General features: G+C 73.5%; 17 protein-coding genes. 11 read left to right on the plus strand and 6 right to left on the minus strand.

Translation table 11 applies throughout. The features are described 5' to 3' along the window. Window positions 1-146 precede the first annotated feature (146 nt). The 7 genes from AB0C84_RS32820 (at window position 147) to AB0C84_RS32850 (ending at window position 7,706) form a co-directional block, all read left to right on the plus strand. Window positions 147-3,728, plus strand: coding sequence for an AAA family ATPase (locus tag AB0C84_RS32820; protein ID WP_361074066.1), 3,582 nt, complete (start codon window positions 147-149; stop codon window positions 3,726-3,728). A gap of 202 nt (window positions 3,729-3,930) precedes the next feature. Beyond that, on the plus strand, window positions 3,931-5,094 hold the full coding sequence (locus AB0C84_RS32825; RefSeq protein ID WP_361074068.1) for an LCP family protein: 1,164 nt from the start codon (window positions 3,931-3,933) through the stop codon (window positions 5,092-5,094). A gap of 64 nt (window positions 5,095-5,158) precedes the next feature. Continuing rightward, window positions 5,159-5,452, plus strand: coding sequence for a hypothetical protein (locus AB0C84_RS32830; RefSeq protein WP_179847534.1), 294 nt, complete (start codon window positions 5,159-5,161; stop codon window positions 5,450-5,452). Between the two features lie 85 nt (window positions 5,453-5,537). After that, window positions 5,538-5,696 (plus strand): hypothetical protein, encoded by a 159-nt coding sequence (locus AB0C84_RS32835; protein WP_179278923.1) that lies wholly within the window; start codon window positions 5,538-5,540, stop codon window positions 5,694-5,696. Window positions 5,697-5,866: 170 nt separating this feature from the next. Next, window positions 5,867-6,022 carry a hypothetical protein gene (locus tag AB0C84_RS32840; RefSeq protein WP_179847535.1) on the plus strand — a complete coding sequence of 52 codons (156 nt, stop codon included), beginning with the start codon at window positions 5,867-5,869 and terminating at the stop codon, window positions 6,020-6,022. 110 nt (window positions 6,023-6,132) lie between these two features. Next, window positions 6,133-6,621, plus strand: a complete 489-nt coding sequence (locus AB0C84_RS32845) for a glutathione peroxidase (protein WP_361074071.1) — start codon at window positions 6,133-6,135, stop codon at window positions 6,619-6,621. A gap of 170 nt (window positions 6,622-6,791) precedes the next feature. After that, window positions 6,792-7,706, plus strand: a complete 915-nt coding sequence (locus AB0C84_RS32850; protein ID WP_361074073.1) for an oxidoreductase — start codon at window positions 6,792-6,794, stop codon at window positions 7,704-7,706. Window positions 7,707-7,737: 31 nt separating this feature from the next. Here the strand turns inward: AB0C84_RS32850 and AB0C84_RS32855 are convergent, their stop codons facing one another. The 3 genes from AB0C84_RS32855 to AB0C84_RS32865 form a co-directional block, all read right to left on the minus strand. After that, window positions 7,738-8,280, minus strand: coding sequence for a methylated-DNA--[protein]-cysteine S-methyltransferase (locus AB0C84_RS32855; RefSeq protein ID WP_179847538.1), 543 nt, complete (start codon window positions 8,278-8,280; stop codon window positions 7,738-7,740). 74 nt (window positions 8,281-8,354) lie between these two features. Continuing rightward, window positions 8,355-11,000 carry a DUF6493 family protein gene (locus tag AB0C84_RS32860; protein ID WP_361074075.1) on the minus strand — a complete coding sequence of 882 codons (2,646 nt, stop codon included), beginning with the start codon at window positions 10,998-11,000 and terminating at the stop codon, window positions 8,355-8,357. Beyond that, window positions 10,997-12,370 (minus strand): SWIM zinc finger family protein, encoded by a 1,374-nt coding sequence (locus AB0C84_RS32865; protein WP_361074077.1) that lies wholly within the window; start codon window positions 12,368-12,370, stop codon window positions 10,997-10,999. Before AB0C84_RS32865 ends, AB0C84_RS32860 begins: the two co-directional genes overlap by 4 nt. 167 nt (window positions 12,371-12,537) lie before the next feature. Between AB0C84_RS32865 and AB0C84_RS32870 the strand changes: the two genes are divergently transcribed. The 3 genes from AB0C84_RS32870 (at window position 12,538) to AB0C84_RS32880 (ending at window position 14,288) form a co-directional block, all read left to right on the plus strand. Beyond that, the gene (locus AB0C84_RS32870) at window positions 12,538-12,894 is read left to right on the plus strand and encodes a hypothetical protein (RefSeq protein WP_258939656.1); all 357 of its coding nucleotides are present in this window, start codon (window positions 12,538-12,540) and stop codon (window positions 12,892-12,894) included. 74 nt (window positions 12,895-12,968) lie between these two features. Then, window positions 12,969-13,292 (plus strand): DUF3817 domain-containing protein, encoded by a 324-nt coding sequence (locus AB0C84_RS32875; RefSeq protein ID WP_179847542.1) that lies wholly within the window; start codon window positions 12,969-12,971, stop codon window positions 13,290-13,292. Window positions 13,293-13,364: 72 nt separating this feature from the next. Next, window positions 13,365-14,288 (plus strand): helix-turn-helix domain-containing GNAT family N-acetyltransferase, encoded by a 924-nt coding sequence (locus tag AB0C84_RS32880; protein ID WP_361074080.1) that lies wholly within the window; start codon window positions 13,365-13,367, stop codon window positions 14,286-14,288. Window positions 14,289-14,927: 639 nt separating this feature from the next. On the opposite strand, the gene AB0C84_RS32885 is transcribed toward AB0C84_RS32880, so the two are convergent. From AB0C84_RS32885 to AB0C84_RS32895, 3 genes are all read right to left on the minus strand, one after another. Continuing rightward, window positions 14,928-16,178: an MFS transporter gene (locus tag AB0C84_RS32885; protein ID WP_361074082.1), complete on the minus strand. Its 1,251-nt coding sequence runs from the start codon at window positions 16,176-16,178 to the stop codon at window positions 14,928-14,930. Between the two features lie 252 nt (window positions 16,179-16,430). Beyond that, on the minus strand, window positions 16,431-16,958 hold the full coding sequence (locus AB0C84_RS32890; protein ID WP_361074084.1) for a hypothetical protein: 528 nt from the start codon (window positions 16,956-16,958) through the stop codon (window positions 16,431-16,433). A 256-nt stretch (window positions 16,959-17,214) separates the two neighbouring features. After that, window positions 17,215-17,865: a phosphotransferase gene (locus tag AB0C84_RS32895; protein ID WP_361074086.1), complete on the minus strand. Its 651-nt coding sequence runs from the start codon at window positions 17,863-17,865 to the stop codon at window positions 17,215-17,217. 841 nt (window positions 17,866-18,706) lie between these two features. Here AB0C84_RS32895 and lon point away from each other — a divergent pair. Next, window positions 18,707-21,103, plus strand: coding sequence for an endopeptidase La (gene lon, locus AB0C84_RS32900; RefSeq protein WP_258939663.1), 2,397 nt, complete (start codon window positions 18,707-18,709; stop codon window positions 21,101-21,103). Window positions 21,104-21,169: the final 66 nt, after the last annotated feature.

Genomic DNA, 21,169 nt, shown 5'->3' on the forward strand with positions numbered 1-21,169 from the left:
GCGAATAGTTTCCGTCCGACAACTATCGCGGACGCCGGGCCGCCTGCCAACCCGCCGCAACAGGGGTGTGCGTGATCGTGACGCGCCGTAAGGTGCTTGTCGGATGTGATTGCCTCGACGATCCGCTGCGTAGGAGACGACCCCAGGTGAGTTCCCCCCGGCTGCCGGACCATCTCGAAGTGCTGCTCACTGAGGAGCCGGTCCTCGATGTGTACGCGTACGGCCCCTGGCGCGTGCCCGACGGTCTGTACGAGGAGATGCGCGAGCGCGCGGTCGCCTACAACACCGACCAGCGCGCCGTCGTGCTGACGCGGCAGCTCAGTGACTTCTACGGGAGCGACACCAGCGCGGCGGGAGCCGAGCAGTGGTCGCTGCTGACGTTCATGCTGGGCGCCTCGGCGGTGCGCGGCGGGTCGCGCGGCGACGTCGACTACGAGCTGCTGTCGGCGTTCCTGGCGACGCCCGAGTCGGCCGTCCGGGACCCGGCGGCGTGGTTCACCCAGGGCGGGCGGTGGCGCCCGCCGGGCCTGTGGCTGCCCGAGCCGGCCGGAGACGACCGGGAGCGGCGCGCGGTGATGTTCGAGCTGGCGCGGGCCGGGCTGGAGGTCTTCGAGGGCCTGGAGCCGCTGGAGCGGCGCCGGCGGGCGCTGATGGGCCTGTTCGACCGGCGCGCCGCCGACCCGGCGCTGCGCGAGGCGGACATGACCGTCCCCAACCGGCGGCTTGAGGACCTGTGGGTCTCCGGCCTGACCGAGGAGGAACTGGCCGTCCTGCCCGAGCTGGCCGGCCCGGTGGGCTACCTGGGCTGGGTGTGCGAGGGGCTGGACGCCGCGCACGAGGGGCTGGCCGGGGCCGTCGCCGACGGCGACGAGCCCGACGTGGCGCTGGCGCGGCTGCTGCTGGCGGCCGACGCCGCGGTCGTCCCGGCCGAACTGGCGGTGGTGCTCGGCACCGCCCGCTACGAGAACGTGGAGGAGCGGTTCCGCGCCGCGCGGGACGGCTTCGCCGCCGAGGCGTGGCAGTACGACGTGCGGGCGTGGCTGGCGCGCGGCCTGGTCGCGGGCGCGGCGGACGCGGCCCGCGCCTGGCTGGACATGGCGGTGCGGTTCACCGGCGCGGTGCAGGGCCTGCCGGAGGCGCCGGTCAGCCCGCGCAGCCGGGTGCCGGTGCGCCCGTTCCAGACCGACCTGCGGCGGCTGTTCACCGTCCGCCGGGTCTTCAACACCCTGAGGTTCGGTTCCGGCGAGGACGGCCCGCGGACGGCCCCCGCCGAGCGGGCCGAGCCCGGGGAGCGGAGCGGCCCGCCGCTCATCGGCCAGCCGGAGCTGTCGCGGGCGCTGCAGGACGCGGTGGCGGCGCGGCTGGCGGGCCGGCGGCCGGTCCGGCTGCTCATCGCCGGCCCGGAGGGCACCGGCAAGGGCACCGCCGCCGAGATCGTCGAGAGCGCGCTCGGCGAGGGCGGCGCCGTCCGCGAGGCGCTGTGGATCTCCGACCAGGTCTTCGCCTCGCTCGGCGTGAGCGACGCCGTCCTGTGGCTGCAGGCCCGCGTCCGCGACTGCCTGGAGGGCCGCATGCTCCTGGTCGTGGACGACCTGGAGAAGCTCGCCGCGCACGAGCGGTGCGGCGCCGCCGCCGCGGAGGAACTGCGGCGGCTCATGGCGCGCTCGCCGTCGCTCAACGTCGTCGCCCTGTGCCGTCCCGGCGGCGACCGGCGGCTCTTCGACGCCAACCCCGCGCTGGTCCGGGCGTTCGACGTCGCCCGCACCCGCGACTTCGCCGAGGACGACCTCGCCGAGCTGTTCACCCTCGCCGTCGCGCGGCTCGGCGCGCGCGCCGGGGCGGAGACGGCCGCGGCCGCCGGCGCCATGCTCCGCCGCACCCCGCCGATGCTGAACCTGCGCGGCGCCCGCCTGGTGGAGCACATGGCGAGCCGGGCCGTCGCCGAGGCGGACCGGCGGGCCCGGGAGGACGGCACCGACGCCGGGCCCCTGGAGGTCACCGCCGCGGACCTGCCGCAGCGGCTCATCGCCGGCCGTCCCGCCGACTCCGACCCGCTCGCCGAGCTGGCCGCCTGCGTCGGCATCGAGCCCGTCAAGCGCGAGGTCGACGCGCTCGTCGCCGAGGCCAAGGCCGCCCGGCTGCGCCGCGAGGCGGGCATGACGGCCCGGACCCGGCTGCGGCACCTGGTCTTCACCGGCAACACCGGCACCGGCAAGGGCAAGGTCGCGCAGATCCTCGGCCGGATCTACGCCGACCTCGGCGTGCTGTCGTCCGGTCACACGGTCGAGGTGGAGCGCGCCGACCTGCTCGGCGAGTACGCCAGCGAGAGCGTCCTGCGCGTCCGCCGGGCGGTGGAGCAGGCCCACGGCGGCGTCCTGGTCGTCCGCGACGCGCACGCCCTGGTGTCGGCCGCGTCGGACGCGGCGCGCGGCCGCGAGGTGCTGGACGTGCTGCTGACGAGCGTCCAGGTGCACACCGAGGACCTCGTCGTGGTGCTGACCGGGCCGGCGGCGGAGATGAACGGGCTGCTGAAGGCCCACCCCGACCTCGCCGCCGCCTTCCCCCGCACGCTCCGCTTCCCCGACCTCACCGACGAGGAACTGGTGGAGGTGTTCACCGCCAAGGCCGCCGACTCGGGGTTCGAGCTTGCCCCCGGCGTCCTGGACAAGGTGCGCGCGCTCGTCGAGGCGGCGCCGCGTGAGCGCGGGGTCGGCAACGTCCGCATCATGACGAACCTGCTCGAACGGGCCGTCGCGATGCAGGGGCGCCGCGTCCTGGCCGACGGGATCGTCGACGAGGACGAGTCCCTCGACGTGATCCTGCCCGAGGACGTGCCCGACACCCTCACCCGCGGCCGCGACGACGTCCCTGGCGACCCGCTCGCGGAGGTCGAGCGGCTGATCGGCCTCGCCGACATCAAGCGGGAGGTGGCCGCGCTGGTCGCCGAGGTCCGCGCCGAGCAGCTGCGGCGCGACGCCAAGGTCTCCCCGGCGCCCCCGGCCCGGCACATGGTGTTCGCCGGCAACCCCGGCACGGCCAAGACGACGATCGCGCGGCTGATCGCCGCCGTGTTCGCCCGGCTCGGCCTGCTGTCGTCCGGGCACCTGGTGGAGGTCACCCGCGCCGATCTCGTCGCCGAGTTCATCGGGCAGACCGCGCCGCGCGTGCGGGACGCGGTCGGCCGCGCGCTCGGCGGCGTGCTGTTCGTGGACGAGGCGTACACGCTGGCGTCCGGCGGCGGCGGCGACCGGCGCGACTTCGGCCACGAGGCGATCGCCGAGCTGCTGCGGCTGATGGAGGAGCACCGCGGCGACCTGGTGGTCATCGTCGCGGGCTACGACGCCGAGATGGAGCGCTTCCTGGACGCCAACCCGGGGCTGAAGTCGCGGTTCCCGAAGCGGCTGCGGTTCCCCGACTACTCCGACGACGAGCTCGTCACGATCTTCGAGTTCATGGCGGCGGAGGACGGGTTCGCGCTTGCCCCCGGCATCCTGGACGGGCTGCGCCGCCTCGTCGCGGCCCAGCCGCGCGGCTCCTCGTTCGGCAACGCCCGGCTCGTCCGCAACCTGCTGGAGGCGGCGATCTCCCGGCAGGCGCAGCGCATCACCGCCAAGGAGGACGCGGCGGCCGGCGAGATCGACCCGGCCGAGGTCGCGCTGCTGCGCCCCGAGGACCTGCCCGAGGCCCCGCCCCGCGAGGAACAGGGAGGCTACGGCCTCTACATCTGACCGGGCCCTCCCGATCGCCTCGCCGCGCTCCGGCAGGTGGACGCGGCCGGCGTCCTCCGCGCGTACTACCAGCCCGAGGCGGTATGCGTCGTAAGAGGGACGATGTCCGCTTCGTTTCTCCCAGAGCGCGGTGATTTGTTGGTGTGGACAATCATGCGCCGGACGGACGCGCGGCACGCCCGGGTTGTCTAAGGTCTACGGCATGGTTGACGGCTGGCCGCAGGGCCGGGCACGCAAGGAGGGCGACCGCGTGGGGCGAAGCAGGGAGAACTCCGCACGCGCGGAGCACCATCAGGCCGCCTACGGGCGGGACACCTACGACGACCCGTACGACGACCCGTACGCCGGCGACCAGCTCGCCGGGGGACGGGCCGACCAGGGCGGCCCCCGCGGCGGGGCGCCCTACCGGCGGCGGCGCCGGCGGCGCTGGCCGCGGGTGTTCGGCGCCCTCGTCGCCGTGCTCCTGGTGGTCGTCGTCGGCGGCTACTTCTACCTGGACTCCCGGCTGAAGCGCGAGTCGGTCCTCGTGGACTACGCCGGACGGGTCGCCGACACGCCGGGGACGAACTGGCTGGTCGTCGGGTCCGACAGCCGCGAGGGCCTCTCGAAGGACGACCAGAAGCGCCTCGCGACCGGGTTCGCCTCCGGGCGCCGCACCGACTCGATGATGCTGCTGCACTACGGCGCCGGCGGGACGTCCCTCATCAGCCTGCCGCGCGACTCCTACCTCCCGATCCCCGGGCACGGCTCGAACAAGCTGAACGCGGCCTTCGCCTTCGGCGGGCCCAAGCTGCTCGTGCAGACCGTGGAGAAGGCCACCGGGCTCCACATCGACCACTACGCCGAGATCGGCTTCGGCGGCTTCGTGGGCGTGGTGGACGCGGTCGGCGGCGTCGACATCTGCGTCAAGGAGAACATCAAGGACCGCAAGGCGGGGCTGAACCTCAAGGCCGGATGCCAGACGCTGGACGGCGGCCAGGCGCTCGGCTACGTCCGGACCCGCGCCTTCGCCCGCGCCGACCTCGAACGCGTGGAGCACCAGCGGCAGTTCTTCGGCGCGCTGATGAAGAAGGCCACGAGCCCGGGCACGATGCTCAACCCGTTCCGCGGCGTCCCGCTGGCCATGAACGCCACCAGCAACTTCCTGGTGGACGACGGCGACCACCTCTACGACCTGGTCCGCATGATGTGGGCGATGAAGGGCGTCAGCGGCGGGAACGGCGTCACGACCACCGTCCCGATCGGGGGCTCCGGGAACTCCGCCTCCGCCGGGTCCTACATCACCTGGGACAGGTCCAAGGCGTCCACGCTCTTCGGCGCGCTGAAGCAGGACCAGGAGATCCCGTCGAACGTCATCACGAAGTGACGGACCGGCCCGTCGCCTCGCCCGGCGCGAGGTGGCGGGCCGGACGCTCGAATAGAGTCGGGCCATGGCCGAACAGACGCCGGACGGCGGGAATCTGGACGAGCTGACGTCCAAGGAGCTGTACGAGCGGGCGATGGGCCTCGCCAAGGAGCGGCGCGACGTCGGCTTCCTGTGGGACCTGCTGCGCGCGATCCCGGCGGCCGCGGCGGCCACCGGGGAGGTCGACCGCGCCGAGTTCGACCTCTTCCACGGCCTGTCGCTGCTGGAGGAGTTCACGCACGCGGGGGAGGGCGAGATGGCCGACGCCCTCCGGCCCTTCTACATCGACTACCTCCACCGGCACGCCAAGGGGACCTGACCCGCTCTTTGTCCCCTCTTGATCTCTCTTCGGCCACCCTGGGGAATCACTGAGAGTAAGTGATCGACCGCAGAGGGTGGTTGAAGTGAACAAGAAGCACATGAAGATCGCCGCCATCGCCTTCACGGCGTGGTACGTCATCAGCAGGCCCGAGGGGGCGGCGCATCTCGTCAACGGCGCCCTGAGCGGCCTCGGCAACGCCGCCGAGTCGTTGTCGCAGTTCATGAGCGCCATCCCGAACTGACCGACGGGTCGCCCGGCCCCGTACCGCGCCGGTACGGGGCTTCTCTTCGCGACGCCACCATGAAGTTGCCCGAACGTCACAGTAAAATCGCGCTTTGCGGGCAGACGCGGCTGGGCACAATGGGATCGGGTCGATTGTGTCGCGCGCTACGAACAGGGATGGCGTTACGGATGAAGAAGAACCTCCGCTATGTGGCGATCGCCTTCGTCATCTTCTACTTGCTGAGCTCACCGACGGATGCGGCAGATGTGGTCAACAACGCCTTCAGCAAGCTGGGTGACGCGGGCAACTCGCTCTCAGCCTTCGTGAACCAGCTGGGCAAGTAACGCGCGCGCTGGGCGCGTGAGGGCGGCCGGCGGCGGGAGACCCCCTCCACCGGCGGCGTCAGCGGCGAGGACGGGGCCGATCCGCGGAGCGATCTCCTAGGATCGGCCGCATGTCTGTCTTCGACGTAGAGATCGAGGGCCTGCGCGGCGGGCCCGCGGACCTCGCACAGTACCGGGGCAAGGCCGTTCTGGTCGTCAATGTCGCGTCCAGGTGCGGCCTCACCCCGCAATACTCCGGCCTGGAGCGGCTGCAGGAGACGTACGCCGGACGGGGCTTCACCGTCCTCGGCGTCCCCTGCAACCAGTTCATGGGGCAGGAGCCCGGCAGCTCCGAGGAGATCGCCGAGTTCTGCTCGGCGACCTACGGGGTCACGTTCCCGATGACCGAGAAGGTCGAGGTCAACGGGGACGGCCGGCATCCGCTGTACCGGGAGCTCGTCGGCGTCCCCGACGCCGAGGGCCACACCGGCGACATCCGGTGGAACTTCGAGAAGTTCCTGATCGCCCCGGACGGCGCCGTCGCGGCCCGCTTCGCGCCCCAGGCCGAGCCGGAGTCCGCCGAGGTCGTCACCGCCATCGAGAAGAGCCTGCCCGCCTGACCGAGGACACGCCCTCCACGCGGAGAGCACGCCCTCCGGGAGGGGGACGGTCTCCACGTGGGGGGCGTGTTTCGTCCGGGGTGTGAATCGCGCCACATCATGGGGACATTGCCTCGTATTCGAGGGCCCGTCTAACTTGTGGAACTCGCGATATGACGTGGAGGTGCCCCATGGGCGGATGGACGGCCGGCGACATCCCCGATCTGCACGGGCGGCGGGCGATCGTCACCGGGGCCAACAGCGGCATCGGCTACCACACCGCGCTCCAGCTCGCCCGGCACGGCGCGTCCGTCGTGCTGGCCTGCCGCAGCGCCGAACGCGGCGGCGCCGCCCTGGAGCGGATGAGGACGGCCGCGCCGCGGGCCGACCTCGTCCTGGACTCCCTGGACCTCGCCGACCTGGCGTCCGTGCGGGAGTTCGCGGCCCGGCACGGCGAGGCGCCCCTCGACATCCTGGTCAACAACGCCGGGGTCATGGCGATCCCGCGCCGCGCGACCGCCGACGGCTTCGAGATGCAGTTCGGCACCAACCACCTCGGCCACTTCGCGCTCACCGGCCTCCTGCTGCCCGCGCTGCGCGCCGCCCCGTCCGCCCGCGTCGTCACCGTCACCTCGGGCTTCGCCTGGACGGGACGTATCGACTTCGACGACCTGCAGGGCGAGCGCCGGTACCGCAAGTGGACCGCCTACAGCCAGGCCAAGCTCGCGAACCTGGTCTTCGCCAAGGAACTGGACCGGCGCGTCGCCGAGGTGACCAGCGTCGCCGCCCACCCCGGCTACGCCGCGACCAACCTGCAGCAGACAGGGCCGCGCATGCAGGGCAACACGCTCATGGAGAAGGCCACGGGGCTGGGCAACGCGCTGGTGGCGCAGTCCGCCGCCGCGGGCGCGCTCCCGTCCCTCTACGCCGCGACGGCGCCGGACGTGTCGGGCGGCGCCTGCTACGGCCCCCGCCTGTTCCAGTACCGGGGCGCCCCGGCCAAGGTCCCCACGCCCCGGCACGCCGACCGCGCCGGGCTGGGGGAGCGCCTCTGGGAGGTCTCCGAGGCCCTCACTGGCGTCACGTACGCCGGGGCGAAGGCCTAGCGCGGCTTGCGAAGGCTCGCGGTCCGGTGGGTCACGGTCCCCGGTCGATGTCCCAGTCGAGGGTGGCGGGGACGGAGCCTTCGAGAGTGAGGAGCCAGCGCTTGACCTCGACGCCGGAGCCGCCGCTGTAGCCGCCGAGGCCGTTCGAGGCGACGACGCGGTGGCAGGGGACGATCAGAGGGATCGGGTTGCTGCCCATGACCTGGCCGATGACCTGGGCGTGCACGCCGGTGCCGCTGCGGTCTCCCAGGTCGCCGTAGGTGAGGACCTGCCCGTAGGGGACGGTCTCGTACAGCGTCGTGAGCACCTGCCGCTGGACGTCGGACGTGAGCCGCCAGTCGATGGGCAGCTCGAAGTGCTTCAGGTCGCCGGCGAAGTAGTCCCGGAGGGCCGCCAGCGCGGGGGCCAGGCGGTCGGGGGCGTCCACGACGGGCAGCCCGGTCGCCTTGGCGGTGCGGGCACGCGCGGCGGGGGTGTCGCGGAAGTGCAGCGAGACGACCCCCGTCCCGGTCTCGCCGACGAGCAGGCGGCCGAGCACGGTCTCGACCGTGCCGAACGCGAGGGTCTCGGTCATCGTCCAGCGCTCCTTCCCACCGGTTTCAGCGTTCCACATCGAACCGGTACTTCCGTCAACACCGGTGCGGGCCCTCACGTTGCGAGCGTCCGGTGCAGGCGGGCGGACTCCTTCACCAGCCGGCTGGAACCGCCGCGGGCCGCCACTTCCTGGACGCTCGCGATGGCGCCCCTGGCGCCGGTCGTGTCCGCCAGGCGGGTCGCCAGGGCGATGAGGTCGGGAACCCCGGTCGCGGCGCGCTCGCCCGGGCCGGGGAGCGCGTGCGGGAGCGCCGCGGCGAGGATCGCCCAGACCCCGGCGTGCCCGCCGCCGTCGGCGGCGGCCGTGAGGGCCTTCACGGCGCGGGGGAGGGTGAGGCGCTTCAGGGCGGCGAGCCGGCCGAGCGCCGTCCCCGTCGCGGCCGCCGGCAGGTCGCCCCGGGCGCTGAGGACGAGCAGCGCCTCGACGGCGTCCGCGCGCTCGTTCTGGCCGCGGTGGGCGAGCGCGCAGGCGAGCAGCGTCCCCGTGGCCGCGCCGGTGGGCCCGTCGGCCTCGGCCAGGTCGAGCATGATGGCGCCCTGGTCCAGGTCCTCCTCGCTCGCGCCCGCCAGGTCGGGGACGAGATGCGCGGCGGTCACCTCGCGGTGGGACGGCAGGACCGACGGCCAGAAGCCCTGGGCCGCCCTGATGCCCGCCGTCCCGAAGTCCGTCCAGCCGTCTTCGGGGAAGGCGCACAGGTGGGCGATGTCGGAGTCGCCGGGGACCTCCACCGTGGACAGGATCCGGGTCGGCAGCCGCACCGTCCGGCCGCGGACGCTCGCGAGGGGCTTGTCGAGGACCGTGCACTCGACGGCGGGGTCGGCGAGGCCGCCGTCCGCCAGCCATGCCGCGAGAGTCCTGCCGGCCTTGGACTCCAGCCGTCTCGCGCGGGCCGCGGCGGCCGGGTCGATCTCGCGGGGCACGCGCAGCATCGCCTGCGTGAGGTCGGCCCGCCCCGGCCCGGCGCCCGCCGCCTCGATCCGTTCGAGCCGCTCGACCAGGACGCCGGGGTCGACGTGGCCGCTGCCCTCGGTCGGGGTCGCGAGGAGGACGGGCGCCTTCCCGACCGCGGACGCGATCTCGTGCCTGCGCAGGGTGAGGAAGCGCTCCATCTGCGGGTGGAACACCGTCCCCGCCTTGCGGGACCGCCCCTTCAGAAGGGAGGCCAGCGCTTCGGCGAGGCCATGCGACTTCGCGGGACGCAGGAGGCTCTGCACAGGGAACGCGATCCAGCTCGCCTGGACGTAGGCGCGCCAGTAGGAGTGTCTGTCGGCGTCCGTGATCCAGGACGCGAGGTCGTCGGCGGGTTTCCGGAGGGCCGCGCGGGTCGCCTCCAGGTCGCGGTAGGCGAACTCGACGAGCGCGGCGAGGAAGCGTTCGGACGTGCGCCACTCCTCGTCGGCGCGGAGCAGGACCGCGAACTCCTCGGCCAGTTCGCCGAGGGAGCCGATCGGCGCGGGCGCTTCGCGCGGGGTGAAGGGCGGCGGGCCCGGGGACGGCTCGGGACCGGCGGCCGTCTCGACCTCGCCGAACGCCGCCGCGACGGGCTCGCGCAGGACGGCCGGCAGGCCGGCGGCGGCGGCGCGCACCTCCTCGCGGACGGCCTCGCCCGCGCGGTCCGCATGCCTGGTCGCGACCGTGACGGCGCGTTCGCGCAGATCGAGCGCGTCGGAGCCGAAGACGGCCGTGACGGCGCGCAGCGTGGCGTCGACCCGGTCGCGCTTGCGGGCCGTGCGGTCGAGCCAGGTCAGCGCGGCCTGGACGAGCTTCTTCTCGGGACGGAACAGCAGCGCGTCCGCGGCCTCGCCGAACAGCGCGGCGTCGAGCCCGCCCCGGTCGTCGGCGCGGCGGATCTCGCGCAGGGCGAGGCCGGCGACGGTCGAGGGCGCGGCGGGGAGCAGACGGACGTAGTCGCGCACGCGGGCGCTCGTCTCGTCCACGCTGGGCTCCAGCGCGTCGTGCAGCGCGATGAACCAGCGGAGGTCGCGGACGGTGCCGCCGCGCAGGAAGCGGCGGACGCACCCGTCGAGCAGAAGCGCGCGGTCGAGTCGCCCGGACGCGGCCATGCCGGAGAGGGCGCCGGCCCAGGTGCCCTTGCGGGCGCTCCTCCACTGGGGGCTCGCCTCGTCGTCGGCGAGGGCGCCGCCCACCGCGTTCACCTCGAACAGCTTCGGGACGAGCGCGTCCAGGAACGGGTCGTCGGCGCCGGGGAAGTCGCGCTCGGTCACCCAGCCCACCACGAAACCGTCCGAATCCGGGACCGTCCCCGCCGACTCGGCCAGCGCCGCCGCCATGTGCCACAGCATCGACTCGCCGTCGGAGACGCGGATCCGGTCGGCGACGCGGTGGGCGACTTCGGCGCGCCATTCGTCGGGGCGCGCGGCCGTGACCGCGCGCAGCGCCGCGGACACCCGAAGGAAGGCGTCAGGCGCCCACCACAGGCGCAGGTCGCGACGGCACAGCCACGTGGCCGCGGCGGCCGGCCCGCCGAGCGTGCCGGCCCCGGCGACCAGCAGCGGCTCCGCCTTCGCACGGGGCAACTCGCCGTAGGGCGACGCGGCGCGCATCGCCTTCAGGCGGTCGGGCAGGTCCTTCGCGACGGCGCGGCGGGCGTCGTCGTCGAGCTCGCCGACCAGCCGCGCCGCCAGCTCCGCGTCGCCGGCGTCGAGCGCCTTCTGGAGGTCGTCCTCGCGGGCCCTCATCGGGCCGCCTCCACGCTCGCCTCGCGGCGGACGATCCGGGCGGCGAGGACGTGCTTGCACGGGCCCCGCTCGCCCCGGTGGTCGTACCACCACGGGCAGGTGCAGGAGGCCCGGTCGCCGTCGAAGCGGACGTGCCGCTCGCCGCCGTTGCCGGCGACGACCGCCGCGTCCTCTGCGGTGAACCGCACGGCGCCCTCCGCGACCAGCGCGCGCGCCGAGCGCAGCCGCGGGTTGAGGTCGGCCACGCGGGACGGCTCGTAGGGCAGTTCGCGGTGGAAGAACGCGGCTTCGGCGGTGTCGAAACCGACGCGGCCGGACGTCCCCAGCTGGACCAGCGCCGCCTTCGTCCGCGCGAGCGCGAGCCCCGACCGCTCGGCCAGCAGGCCCGGCTCCACCCGCGGCTCGAAGGACAGCAGCGCGCCGATCAGGTCGGCGTCGCCCGCCGCCTCGTCGGTCGAGACGGCGTCCAGCACGGCGCCCTCCCCGGAGAAGCCGCGCGAGTGCTGCGGCGACAGCGTCAGGACGTAGCGCATGCCGGGAAGCTCCAGCTCCCAGACGCTCGACACCGGCCCGCTCCCGGCGGCGACGGGCGGCCCGTAGACGCGCAGCGCCTTCGCGAACCGCAGCAGCGGCAGCATCGTCCGCAGCCGGTCGGGCCCCGCCAGGCAGACCGCCCCGGGTGACGGGCGCGCCGCGACCCGCAGCGTCCGGCCCGCGGGGACGACCCACAGCGGCTCGCGCCCGCCGCGCGGCAGGGACCGCAGGAACCGCACCGCGCCGGGCCCGCTCAGCTCCCCGCGCGGGTCGAACCCGGCCGTGATGACCTGGACCTCGGCGAAGCCGCGGAGCCAGCGGTCGGGCAGCGGGACCTTCTTCTCCACGACGGCCCCGTCCATCGTGGTGACGGCCAGTTCCTCCGCGCCGACCGCCAGGTGCAGCGGGTCGGACCCGCCCACCCGGGCGAGCGCCTCGCGCAGCGGCCCGTTCACGTCCACGTTCGTCGTGCCGCGCTCGTGGACCTCGCCGTCCAGTGCCGGTTCCAGCACGTCCAGCCGCGCGTAGACGCCGCCGCAGGCGGAGAACGACTCCATCCGGATCCGGTCGCCGTTGCACGTGACGACCGGGTCGCGGAACGCGGTGGGACGCGGCTGGAAGTACCGGGTCTGCGCGACGTCGGCCAGCGCGAGCAGGCCGGCCGCCGCGGCCGCCGCCTGCGTCAGCACGCCGCTGAAGAAGTGCGGATGCGCCCGCGGCCCGCTGCTGGTCGTCCCGCCGGACGTGGAGAGCCCGAGAAGCCCCTCGTCCAGCCCGGAGGGCCTCGTGTACCGGTACGACTGCGCGGCCCCTGCCGCCACCGTGCTGCTCGCCATGCCGGAAACGTAGAGCGTCGGGCTGACAAAGCAGGCCGAGTTCGCGATCACGCGGTCCACAGGCCCGGCGGCGGCCGCACCGCGCCGCTGATGGACCTCGTCCGGGCGCGCCGCGCCGGGCCGGGGTCGCGGTCGGGGGCCGGGGGACCGGGGGTAGGCTCGGTGACGTGCGACGGTTCCTCACCCCAGGCTGGCTCGGGCTGCATGCGCTCGCCCTCGTGCTGTGCGGCGCGTTCCTCGGCTTCGGCTGGTGGCAGTTCGACCGGGCCCAGGGCGGCAACGACCGCAGCTGGGCCTACACGTTCGAGTGGCCGATCTTCGCGATCTTCGTGATCGTGATGTGGGTCAAGATGATCCGGGACGAGCGGGCCGGGGTGCGGCCCGCCCCGCGGACCATCGAGGAGCCCGCGGAGGCCGAGGTCAAGCGGGAGATCATCCGCCGGCAGGAGGAAGAGGACCCCGCCCTCGCGGCCTACAACCGCTACCTCGCGCGGCTCAACTCCGAGAGCCGCGGGCGCGGCTGACCCGCGTCCCGCACGCCCCCGCCCATGGGGATCCGCCCCGCCCGCGGGGCCGCCGAACGAAAGGTGCGTTTGCTGTGGAAGGCGCGGTGACCAGGTACCGGATCCTGGCGCTGGTGGTCGGCACGCTGCTGGTGCTGCTGGTGATCGGCATGATCCTCAAGTACGGGCCGACCGACATGCCGGCGCTCGCGGGCATCGTGGCGCCCGTCCACGGCTTCCTCTACATGGTCTACCTGGTGGTCGCCTACGACCTGTGGCGGCGCACCGGCTGGCCGCTGAGCCGGATGGTGATGATCGTGCTCGGCGGCGTGGTGCCGCTGATGACCTTCTTCGTGGAGCGCAGGGTGGTCCGCGACGCGCGGGAACTGCCGCCCGCGAAGGCCGAGGCGAGCGTCTGACGGTCCCCGGGGACTGGTGCGCCGCGCCCGGCTCGCCTAATGTTTGACTGAGTCAAACGTTAGGAGGCGGGCATGGAGGCGACCCGGGAGGACGTCGGCACGGTCCGCGCGTTCAACCGCTTCTACACCGGCGTCATCGGCGTGCTCGGCGAGGGCCTGGTCCGGTCGCCCTACTCGCTCACCGAGGCGAGGGTGATCTTCGAGCTGGCGCAGCGGGAGGCCGGCGAGGTGCTGGCCCTGCGCCGCGCCCTCGGCCTCGACGCCGGCTACCTCAGCCGGATGCTGGCCCGGTTCGAGACCGACGGCCTCGTCGCGCGGGAGCGCGCGCCCGGCGACGCCCGGCGCCAGATCGTCCGGCTCACCCCGCGGGGCCGCGAGGTCTTCGCCATGCTGGACGAGCGGTCCGTCGCCGAGATCCGCGAACTGCTGGACGGGCTGGACCCGGCCGACCGCCGCCGGCTGCTCGCCGCGATGCGCACCGTCCAGGACGTCCTCGGGGAACGTCCCCGCCGGGACGGCTTCGCCCTGCGCCCGCTGCGCCCCGGCGACCTCGGCTGGGTCGTGGAGCGCAACGGCGCGCTCTACGACGTGGAGTGCGGCTGGGACCGCACCTACGAGGCACTGGTCGCCTCCGTCGTCGCCGACTACGTGCGCGGGCACGACCCGGAGCGGGAGAACGCCTGGATCGCCGAGTCGGACGGGGAGCGGCTGGGCGCGGTGTTCTGCGTCCGGCGGGAGGAGGGCGTCGCGCAGCTCCGGCTGCTGCACGTCGAGCCGCGGGCCCGCGGGACGGGCGTCGGGGCGGCGCTGGTCGCCGAGTGCGTCGACTTCGCCGCCAAGGCGGGCTACGGCGAGATCATGCTGTGGACGACGGCGCTCCAGCGTCCCGCGCACCGCCTCTACGAGCGCGCCGGGTTCGTCCTGGAGGAGCAGGAGGCGCCGGAGGAGCGCTTCGGGGACGTCGTGCACGGGCAGGTCTGGCGCAGGAAGCTGTGAACGGGGCCCGTGGAGGGTGTCGCTCCTCCACGGGCCCTGCTCCGCAGCGATCCCTGACTGCGTAGGCGGCCGGGACGGGGGTCGGACGGAGTACCGGCCGCCTGAACTCACCGGCTGCGCGCCGGTCCGAGTCGGGTCTGGATCCCACCTCCTTCCCCTGCCGCGCCGGGCGCGGGCGCTCGCCCGGCGTTCGGGAGAGGGCGCCTGCGCGGCGCCCGGAAGCCTGCGGCCGGACCGGCGGCGCGGCTGCGCGCCGCGGCCGGCCCGGCCTGTGGGGGCGCCGGTGCCGCGGGGGCGAGCGGCACGGGGCCCAGGGGAGGACGCCGGCGCCGGGCCGGTCCGGTACGGCCGAGGACCCGAGGTGTGTCGCCGTGCCCGCCCTCCGCGGCTCCCGCTGGGGGGCGGGGCCGGCCGCGATGCGGTACGCCGCGAACGTTCTCGGCCGTACGGACCGGGCCGCGCGGGGAAGGGGGCGCGGAGACGGCCCGGTGTGCACATCCGCTACCGTGCATCCGCCGCCTCCCGCCGTTCGACCTGGGGCTTTGCCGCCCGAGTACCTGTCGTTCACCCTGCGTCACGATCTCGTTGCGTTAGGTACCCTCGCGTCATGCGCGCGTAAACCGGACCCCGGGCAAAGAATCAAGATCGCGAAGGGGCCTTTGCCTGCGCGTTGCCTCGCGGTCCCGGGCGGGCGGGGCGGCCGGGGCGGTGCGACAGGTGCCGCGCGAGCGCCACGCAGGCGAGCAGGGCGACGAGCGCGCAGACGGCCGTCCAGCCGAATCGCGTGCAGGCGCGCGCCCCGAGCCACGATCCGGTGCTGCCGCCGAGGAAGGCGCAGGTCATGTACGCGGTGTTGATCCGGCTGCGGGCGTCCGGGCGCAGCGCGAAGATCCGCGCCTGGTTCGCGATCATGCCGGACTGCATCGCGGTCTCCAGCAGCAGCGTCCCAGCCCCGAGCGCCGCGAGGCCCGGCGCGCCGCCGAGACCGCCCAGCGCCAGCACCCCGGCCGCCGCGATCGTTCCGGCGATCGCGGCGAGGCTGACCGGCTCCGGGCCGCGCCGGTCGACCCGGCGTCCCGCGAACGGGGTCGCCGCCATGGTGCCCGCGCCGACCAGCGCGAGGACGCCGACCGCCTGGACGCCGAAGCCGTACTCGGGGCCCGTCAGGTACAGCGCGAGGCCCGTCCAGACGGCCTGGAACCCGCCGAAGAGCGTCGCCTGGTAGAGGCACGACCGCCGCAGTTCGGGTTCCTCGCGCAGGAGCCGCAGCGGCGCGGCCAGCAGCGCCGGGTAGGACCGGCGCGACGGCGGGACGGTCGGGGGCAGCGCGAACGCCAGCGCCGCCGCGATCGCCAGGGTGGCGGCCGCGGCGATCAGGTACGGGGCCCGCCAGCCGAGCCACTCCCCGGCGAGCCCGCCGAACGTGCGGGCCAGCAGGATGCCGCCGATCGCCCCGGCCAGCAGCGTCCCCATGACGGCCCCGCGCCGCTCGGCGGCCGCCAGGCCGGCCGCCATCGGCATGATGACCTGCGCGACGACGGTCGTGACACCGGCCACCGCGCTCGCGGCGACGAGCGCCGCCAGGCCGGGCGCGCCCGCCGCGCCGAGCATCGCCACGCCGGTGACGGCGAGCATCGCCACAATCAGCGGGCGGTGCGGGAACCGGTCTCCGAGCGGCACCAGCAGGAAGTTCCCGGCCGCGTACCCGAGCTGCGCCGCGGTCACCACCAGCGCCGCCGAGTCCGGCGCCACGTGCAGCCCGGACGCGACGAGCGGGCTGACCGCCTGCGGGAAGTAGATGTTCCCCACGGCGACGCCGCAGGTCAGAGCGAGAAGGAAGAGCGTCCGGCGGCCGATCGAGGCATGCGCCGGAGGCAGGGGAGAGGACACGGATGCTCCACGTCGAGTCGTCACCGGCGCGGGATCCGCGCAGGCCGGAACGGCGGGGGCCGACCCCCGCGGGAACCGTCTCGGCGTCGTGGAGCGGTGCCGGCCTAGGCCGCCGCGCGTCCCGCCGCCGAGACGCCGGTAGTGGCCTTGCCGGAAACGGTGAACACGCGCGACCTCCCATGGCGCACCCAAGATCTTCGCGCCGACCCTGGCACGCGCCTCACCTCGTGCGCAAACGGTTTTGCGCGAGCCTCAGCGCGAGGAGGGACCGGGCTCGTCCATGTTCCACGCGGTGGGCAGGGAGTCCCCGCAGACGGCGCAGACGTAGTGGTCATCCTTCACGATGTTGCGCTGGCGGCATCCGCGGCAGCGCCGGAACACGATCGGGTGGGTGAACCCGGGGGGATGCTCAAGGCCTGCCCGGTCGAGAGCCGCCGCGACGGCCGTCCACGAGGACAGGTCGGGGCAGTAGCCCGTCGACTGGTTGCTGATCTCGCTGACCGTCCAGGCGCCGCCGCTCGCGGCGAAGGTGATCTCACCCGCGCCCAGCACCGGTTCGCGCCCCGCGCAGGCGACGTGCTCGCTGCGTTGCGGCGCCAGGCGCAGCGTCCCGTCCAGGCCGACGACGTAGGTGAACGGTTCCCCCGGGTCCTGCGCGGTCTGCCCCGCCAGCCAGACGGCGAGGTCATCGTGCGACCCGACCGCCTGCCCGAGCCGCCCCGGCCGCGCCCGCGCAAGAATCTCGACAGGCCCGACATAGCGGTATTCGCGCGGATTCACGCGACCAAGCCTGCCAGTCCCGCGCTGCTGACGATTTCGATGCGGAGAGGCGCGGGCGGGGATGCTGAGGGCCCGCCCGCGCCTTCGGTCGGGACCGGCCGCACAGGTGCGGCCGGTCGATTGGTGTCGTCCCGTCCCGGCCTGCTCGATCCGGGCGCTGGGACGGACGATGGGCAGTTCGCAGTCACAGGCCGGCTGCCATCCCGGGAAGCTCGTTCGCGGACGCGCTTCTTCGCCCGAATCATGGAGATCGCCGCTAGACGCGGGCTGCTTTTGCGATGACCAGCCATGCCTGGACACGTTCCGTGTCGACTCCGACCAGGCGTGCCAGATTCGCGGCCCGAACCGACGCCTGTTCATCAGTGGGGGTCTTCCACGCGGCTACAGCCACGTCGTAGCAGACGTCGCCGCTGACCCCGCGAGGATCGACCAGGAACAGTTCCTCGCCGTCACCGACGAGAATGTTGCTCGAGGATGCGTCGCCATGACAGACCATGTTCGAGTCCTCGGTTCCCAAGTCCTCGAGGATGGCGGCCGCTCGTCGTCGCTCGGCGTGTGAGGCCCAGGTGCGTCCTGACGGGAGGTCGTTCGGCCTCTCGTCATTCAGTCTGGAGCGCAACCAGTCGGCGAGAGTTGGAAGCCTGTCATTCACCGTCTTCCGGTCAAGCATCTTCCGAAAGATCGGAGCCAGGCGTTCAACCGGGACTGTCTCGCCCTTCAGGGAGTCACCCGGGAAGATGCGGCTTGCTACGGTCCACACGCTGACCGGTGTCTGAACGACATCGTGGATCCGCGGACCCACGCCCATGTTGAACAGTGCTTGCGCCACCTGGGCCTGGTCCATTCCCTGTGGATCGGGAGTGGACCTGACGACCAGCCGTTCATGAGCTGTTGCGATCTCGACCACGAACCCGTAGCGAGCGTTGAAGGTCCGAACGGGGCGTCCTTCGTATCGCTCGCATATTCGCGCTAGTTCGTCCGGAGCCTTCTTCAGCCAAGCGGGAGCCAGTTCGGGCCAACAAGCCGACACGGCTTCGTTCACATTGGCTGGAATCTCTATCTCGGCGCCTACCGGATCCGGGCGAAAATTCTTGTTTGTTTTAGCTACTGTTCCTCCTTGATCTGATTTTTCGGCGAGTGCACTCGGCCCCCGTCCTGGACGGGCTTGCGGAGACTATCCCCTAGCCGCCGACGTCTGGCAAGCTCACGCGAAGAGGCCTCGACGGCGGTCTTCTCCATGGGCCCACCCGTCGCCCCGCGGTCAGTTTTCGCGTGTCGCCGACACCGGGAAAAGAGCTGATCCGAACGTGACGCTGTGCCCGGAGACCTGAGTTTGAACCCGGCAGGGTTCGCGCGGACGGGACACCCGGCGGGACCGTGCACCATACGCATCGGCGCGGGTCGGCGGCGTCAGCCCGCCGACCCGCAGGCAGGCACCTCCGCCGTGCTCAGCGCCCGTGGCCCGGTTCATGCGCCGGCCCCGCCACGTCCGGACGCGGCTGCCAGACCCCAGCGCACCGGTCCGGGGCGGCCGCCGGCCGTCCCGGACCGTAGCGGCGAGTGGTCAGCCGCTTCCGTATCGCGTGATGGCGTCGGTGCTGCCTCCGGTCCAGCCCTCCTTGTCGGGGGCGGCTCGGGGTGTGATCGCTGAGAGCGAACGTTGCTGCGGAAACAAAATGCTGCTCCGTTTTCTTGAGTGTGTATGACTCAATCTTGCGGTTGGGTGTCCTACTGAGTTGGAGCTGAGCATGAGCGAGACCCTGACGCTGCCGGTGCTGCCCCTGGAGGACGGGGTCGTTCTGCCCGGCATGGTGGTGCCCCTGGACCTGTCGGAGAGCGGCGAGGTCCGGGCCGCTGTGGAGGCCGCGCGGGCGGTGGCGCAGACCAAGGGGCCGGGCATCCGGTCGGCGGCCAAGCCGCGGGTGCTGCTGGTGCCCCGGCTGAACGGGCAGTACGCCGGCATCGGCACGCTCGGCGTGATCGAGCAGGAGGGGCGGCTGCCCGGCGGTGAGCCGGGCGCGGTCGTCCGCGGCGTGCAGCGGGTGCGGATCGGCACCGGGACGACCGGGCCGGGCGCGGCGCTGTGGGTCGAGGGGACGGCGGTGGAGGCGCCGCCGGCGACCGGGCGCGCGCAGGAGCTGGCGAAGGAGTACAAGGGGCTGGTCAGCGCGATCCTGCAGAAGCGGGGCGCCTGGCAGGTCGTGGACGTCGTGCAGCAGATCGACGACCCCTCCACGCTGGCCGACAACGCCGGGTACGCGCCGTACCTCACCGACGAGCAGAAGATCGAGGTCCTGGAGACCGTCGACGTCGTCGAGCGGCTGACCCTGGTGATCGGCTGGACGCGCGACCACCTCGCCGAGTTGGACGTGGCGGAGACGATCCGCAAGGACGTCCAGGAGGGGATGGAGAAGACGCAGCGGGAGTTCCTTCTGCGCCAGCAGCAGGAGGCCATCCGCAAGGAGCTGGCCGAGCTGAACGGCGACCCGGCCGACGAGGAGGACGACTACCGGGCCCGGATCGAGGCCGCGAACCTGCCGGAGAAGGTGCGCGAGGCGGCGCTGAAGGAGGTCGACAAGCTGGAGCGGTCGTCCGACGCCTCTCCCGAGGGCGGCTGGATCCGCACCTGGCTGGACACCGTCCTCGACATCCCCTGGAACGAGCGGTCCGAGGACGCCTACGACATCGCGGGCGCCCGGGAGATCCTGGACGCCGACCACGCCGGTCTCGACGACGTCAAGGAGCGCATCGTCGAGTACCTGGCCGTGCGCAAGCGGCGCGAGGAGCGCGGCCTCGGCGTCGTGGGCGGGCGCAGGAGCGGCGCCGTGCTGGCGCTGACCGGTCCTCCCGGCGTCGGCAAGACGTCGCTGGGCGAGTCGGTCGCGCGGGCCATGGGACGCGAGTTCGTGCGGGTCGCCCTGGGCGGCGTGCGGGACGAGGCCGAGATCCGGGGGCACCGCCGCACGTACGTGGGCGCCCTCCCGGGCCGCATCGTCCGCGCCATCCGCGAGGCGGGGACGATGAACCCCGTCGTCCTGCTGGACGAGGTCGACAAGGTCGGCGCCGACTACCGGGGCGACCCGACCGCGGCGCTGCTGGAGGTCCTCGACCCCGAGCAGAACCACACCTTCCGGGACCACTACCTGGAGGTGGAGCTCGACCTGAGCGACGTGCTGTTCCTGGCCACCGCGAACGTGGTGGAGGCGATCCCCGGCCCGCTGCTCGACCGGATGGAGCTGGTGGAGCTGGACGGCTACACCGAGCACGAGAAGGTCACGATCGCCCGCGACCACCTGCTGCCGCGCCAGCTCGACAAGGCGGGGCTGGAGGCGTCCGAGGTGGCGTTCGGCGACGACGCGCTGCGGCTGCTGGCGGCCGAGTACACCCGGGAGGCCGGCGTCCGGTCCCTGGACCGCTCGATCGCGCGGGTGCTGCGCAAGGTCGCGGCCAACGTCGCGCTCGGGAAGGCGGCGCTGCCCGTCCGGATCGGCGCCGACGGCCTGAAGGACTACCTCGGCCGGCCGAGGTTCACCCCGGAGGTCGAGCTGAGCAGGAACGAGCGCCGTACCGGCGTGCCGGGCGTGGCGACGGGCCTCGCCGTCACCGGCGCGGGCGGCGACGTCCTCTACATCGAGGCGTCGCTGGCCGACCGGGAGACCGGCGACACCGGCGTGACGCTCACCGGCCAGCTCGGCGACGTCATGAAGGAGTCGGCCCGGATCGCGCTCAGCTACCTGCGCTCGCGCGGCGCGGAGCTGGAGCTGCCGGTCGGCGACCTGAAGGACCGCGGCGTGCACGTCCACGTGCCCGCCGGGGCGATCCCGAAGGACGGGCCGAGCGCGGGCATCACGATGACGACGGCGCTGGCGTCGCTGCTGTCGGGCCGCCCGGTGCGCTCGGACGTGGCGATGACCGGTGAGGTGTCGCTGACCGGGCGGGTGCTGCCGATCGGCGGGCTGAAGCAGAAGCTGCTGGCCGCGTCGAGGCTCGGCATCACCACCGCGATCGTGCCCAAGCGCAACGAGCCGGACCTGGAGGACGTCCCGGCCGAGGTGCTCGACGCGATGACGGTGTTCGCCGTCAGTGACGTCCGCGAGGTGCTGGACCTGGCCCTGGAGCCGGCCACCACCCCGGTCGCCGTCTGATCGCGGCGCACGGAACGCCCGTGCCGGGTTAATCCCGGTACGGGCGTTCTGACTCCAATGGGCTAT

Origin of the sequence: Actinomadura sp. NPDC048955 (genome assembly GCF_040649435.1) — a bacterium.
Lineage (GTDB): Bacteria > Actinomycetota > Actinomycetes > Streptosporangiales > Streptosporangiaceae > Spirillospora > Spirillospora luteofluorescens.

What these genes read in the sequence shown, in the direction of transcription:
- lon (WP_258939663.1), top strand. Translation starts at nt 18,707, where the DNA reads ATGAGCGAGACCCTGACGCTGCCGGTGCTGCCCCTGGAGGACGGGGTC.
- AB0C84_RS32880 (WP_361074080.1), top strand. Translation starts at nt 13,365, where the DNA reads ATGGAGGCGACCCGGGAGGACGTCGGCACGGTCCGCGCGTTCAACCGC.
- AB0C84_RS32855 (WP_179847538.1), bottom strand. Translation starts at nt 8,280, where the DNA reads ATGACCGAGACCCTCGCGTTCGGCACGGTCGAGACCGTGCTCGGCCGC.
- AB0C84_RS32825 (WP_361074068.1), top strand. Translation starts at nt 3,931, where the DNA reads ATGGTTGACGGCTGGCCGCAGGGCCGGGCACGCAAGGAGGGCGACCGC.
- AB0C84_RS32830 (WP_179847534.1), top strand. Translation starts at nt 5,159, where the DNA reads ATGGCCGAACAGACGCCGGACGGCGGGAATCTGGACGAGCTGACGTCC.
- AB0C84_RS32860 (WP_361074075.1), bottom strand. Translation starts at nt 11,000, where the DNA reads ATGAGGGCCCGCGAGGACGACCTCCAGAAGGCGCTCGACGCCGGCGAC.
- AB0C84_RS32840 (WP_179847535.1), top strand. Translation starts at nt 5,867, where the DNA reads ATGAAGAAGAACCTCCGCTATGTGGCGATCGCCTTCGTCATCTTCTAC.
- AB0C84_RS32845 (WP_361074071.1), top strand. Translation starts at nt 6,133, where the DNA reads ATGTCTGTCTTCGACGTAGAGATCGAGGGCCTGCGCGGCGGGCCCGCG.
- AB0C84_RS32850 (WP_361074073.1), top strand. Translation starts at nt 6,792, where the DNA reads ATGGGCGGATGGACGGCCGGCGACATCCCCGATCTGCACGGGCGGCGG.
- AB0C84_RS32865 (WP_361074077.1), bottom strand. Translation starts at nt 12,370, where the DNA reads ATGGCGAGCAGCACGGTGGCGGCAGGGGCCGCGCAGTCGTACCGGTAC.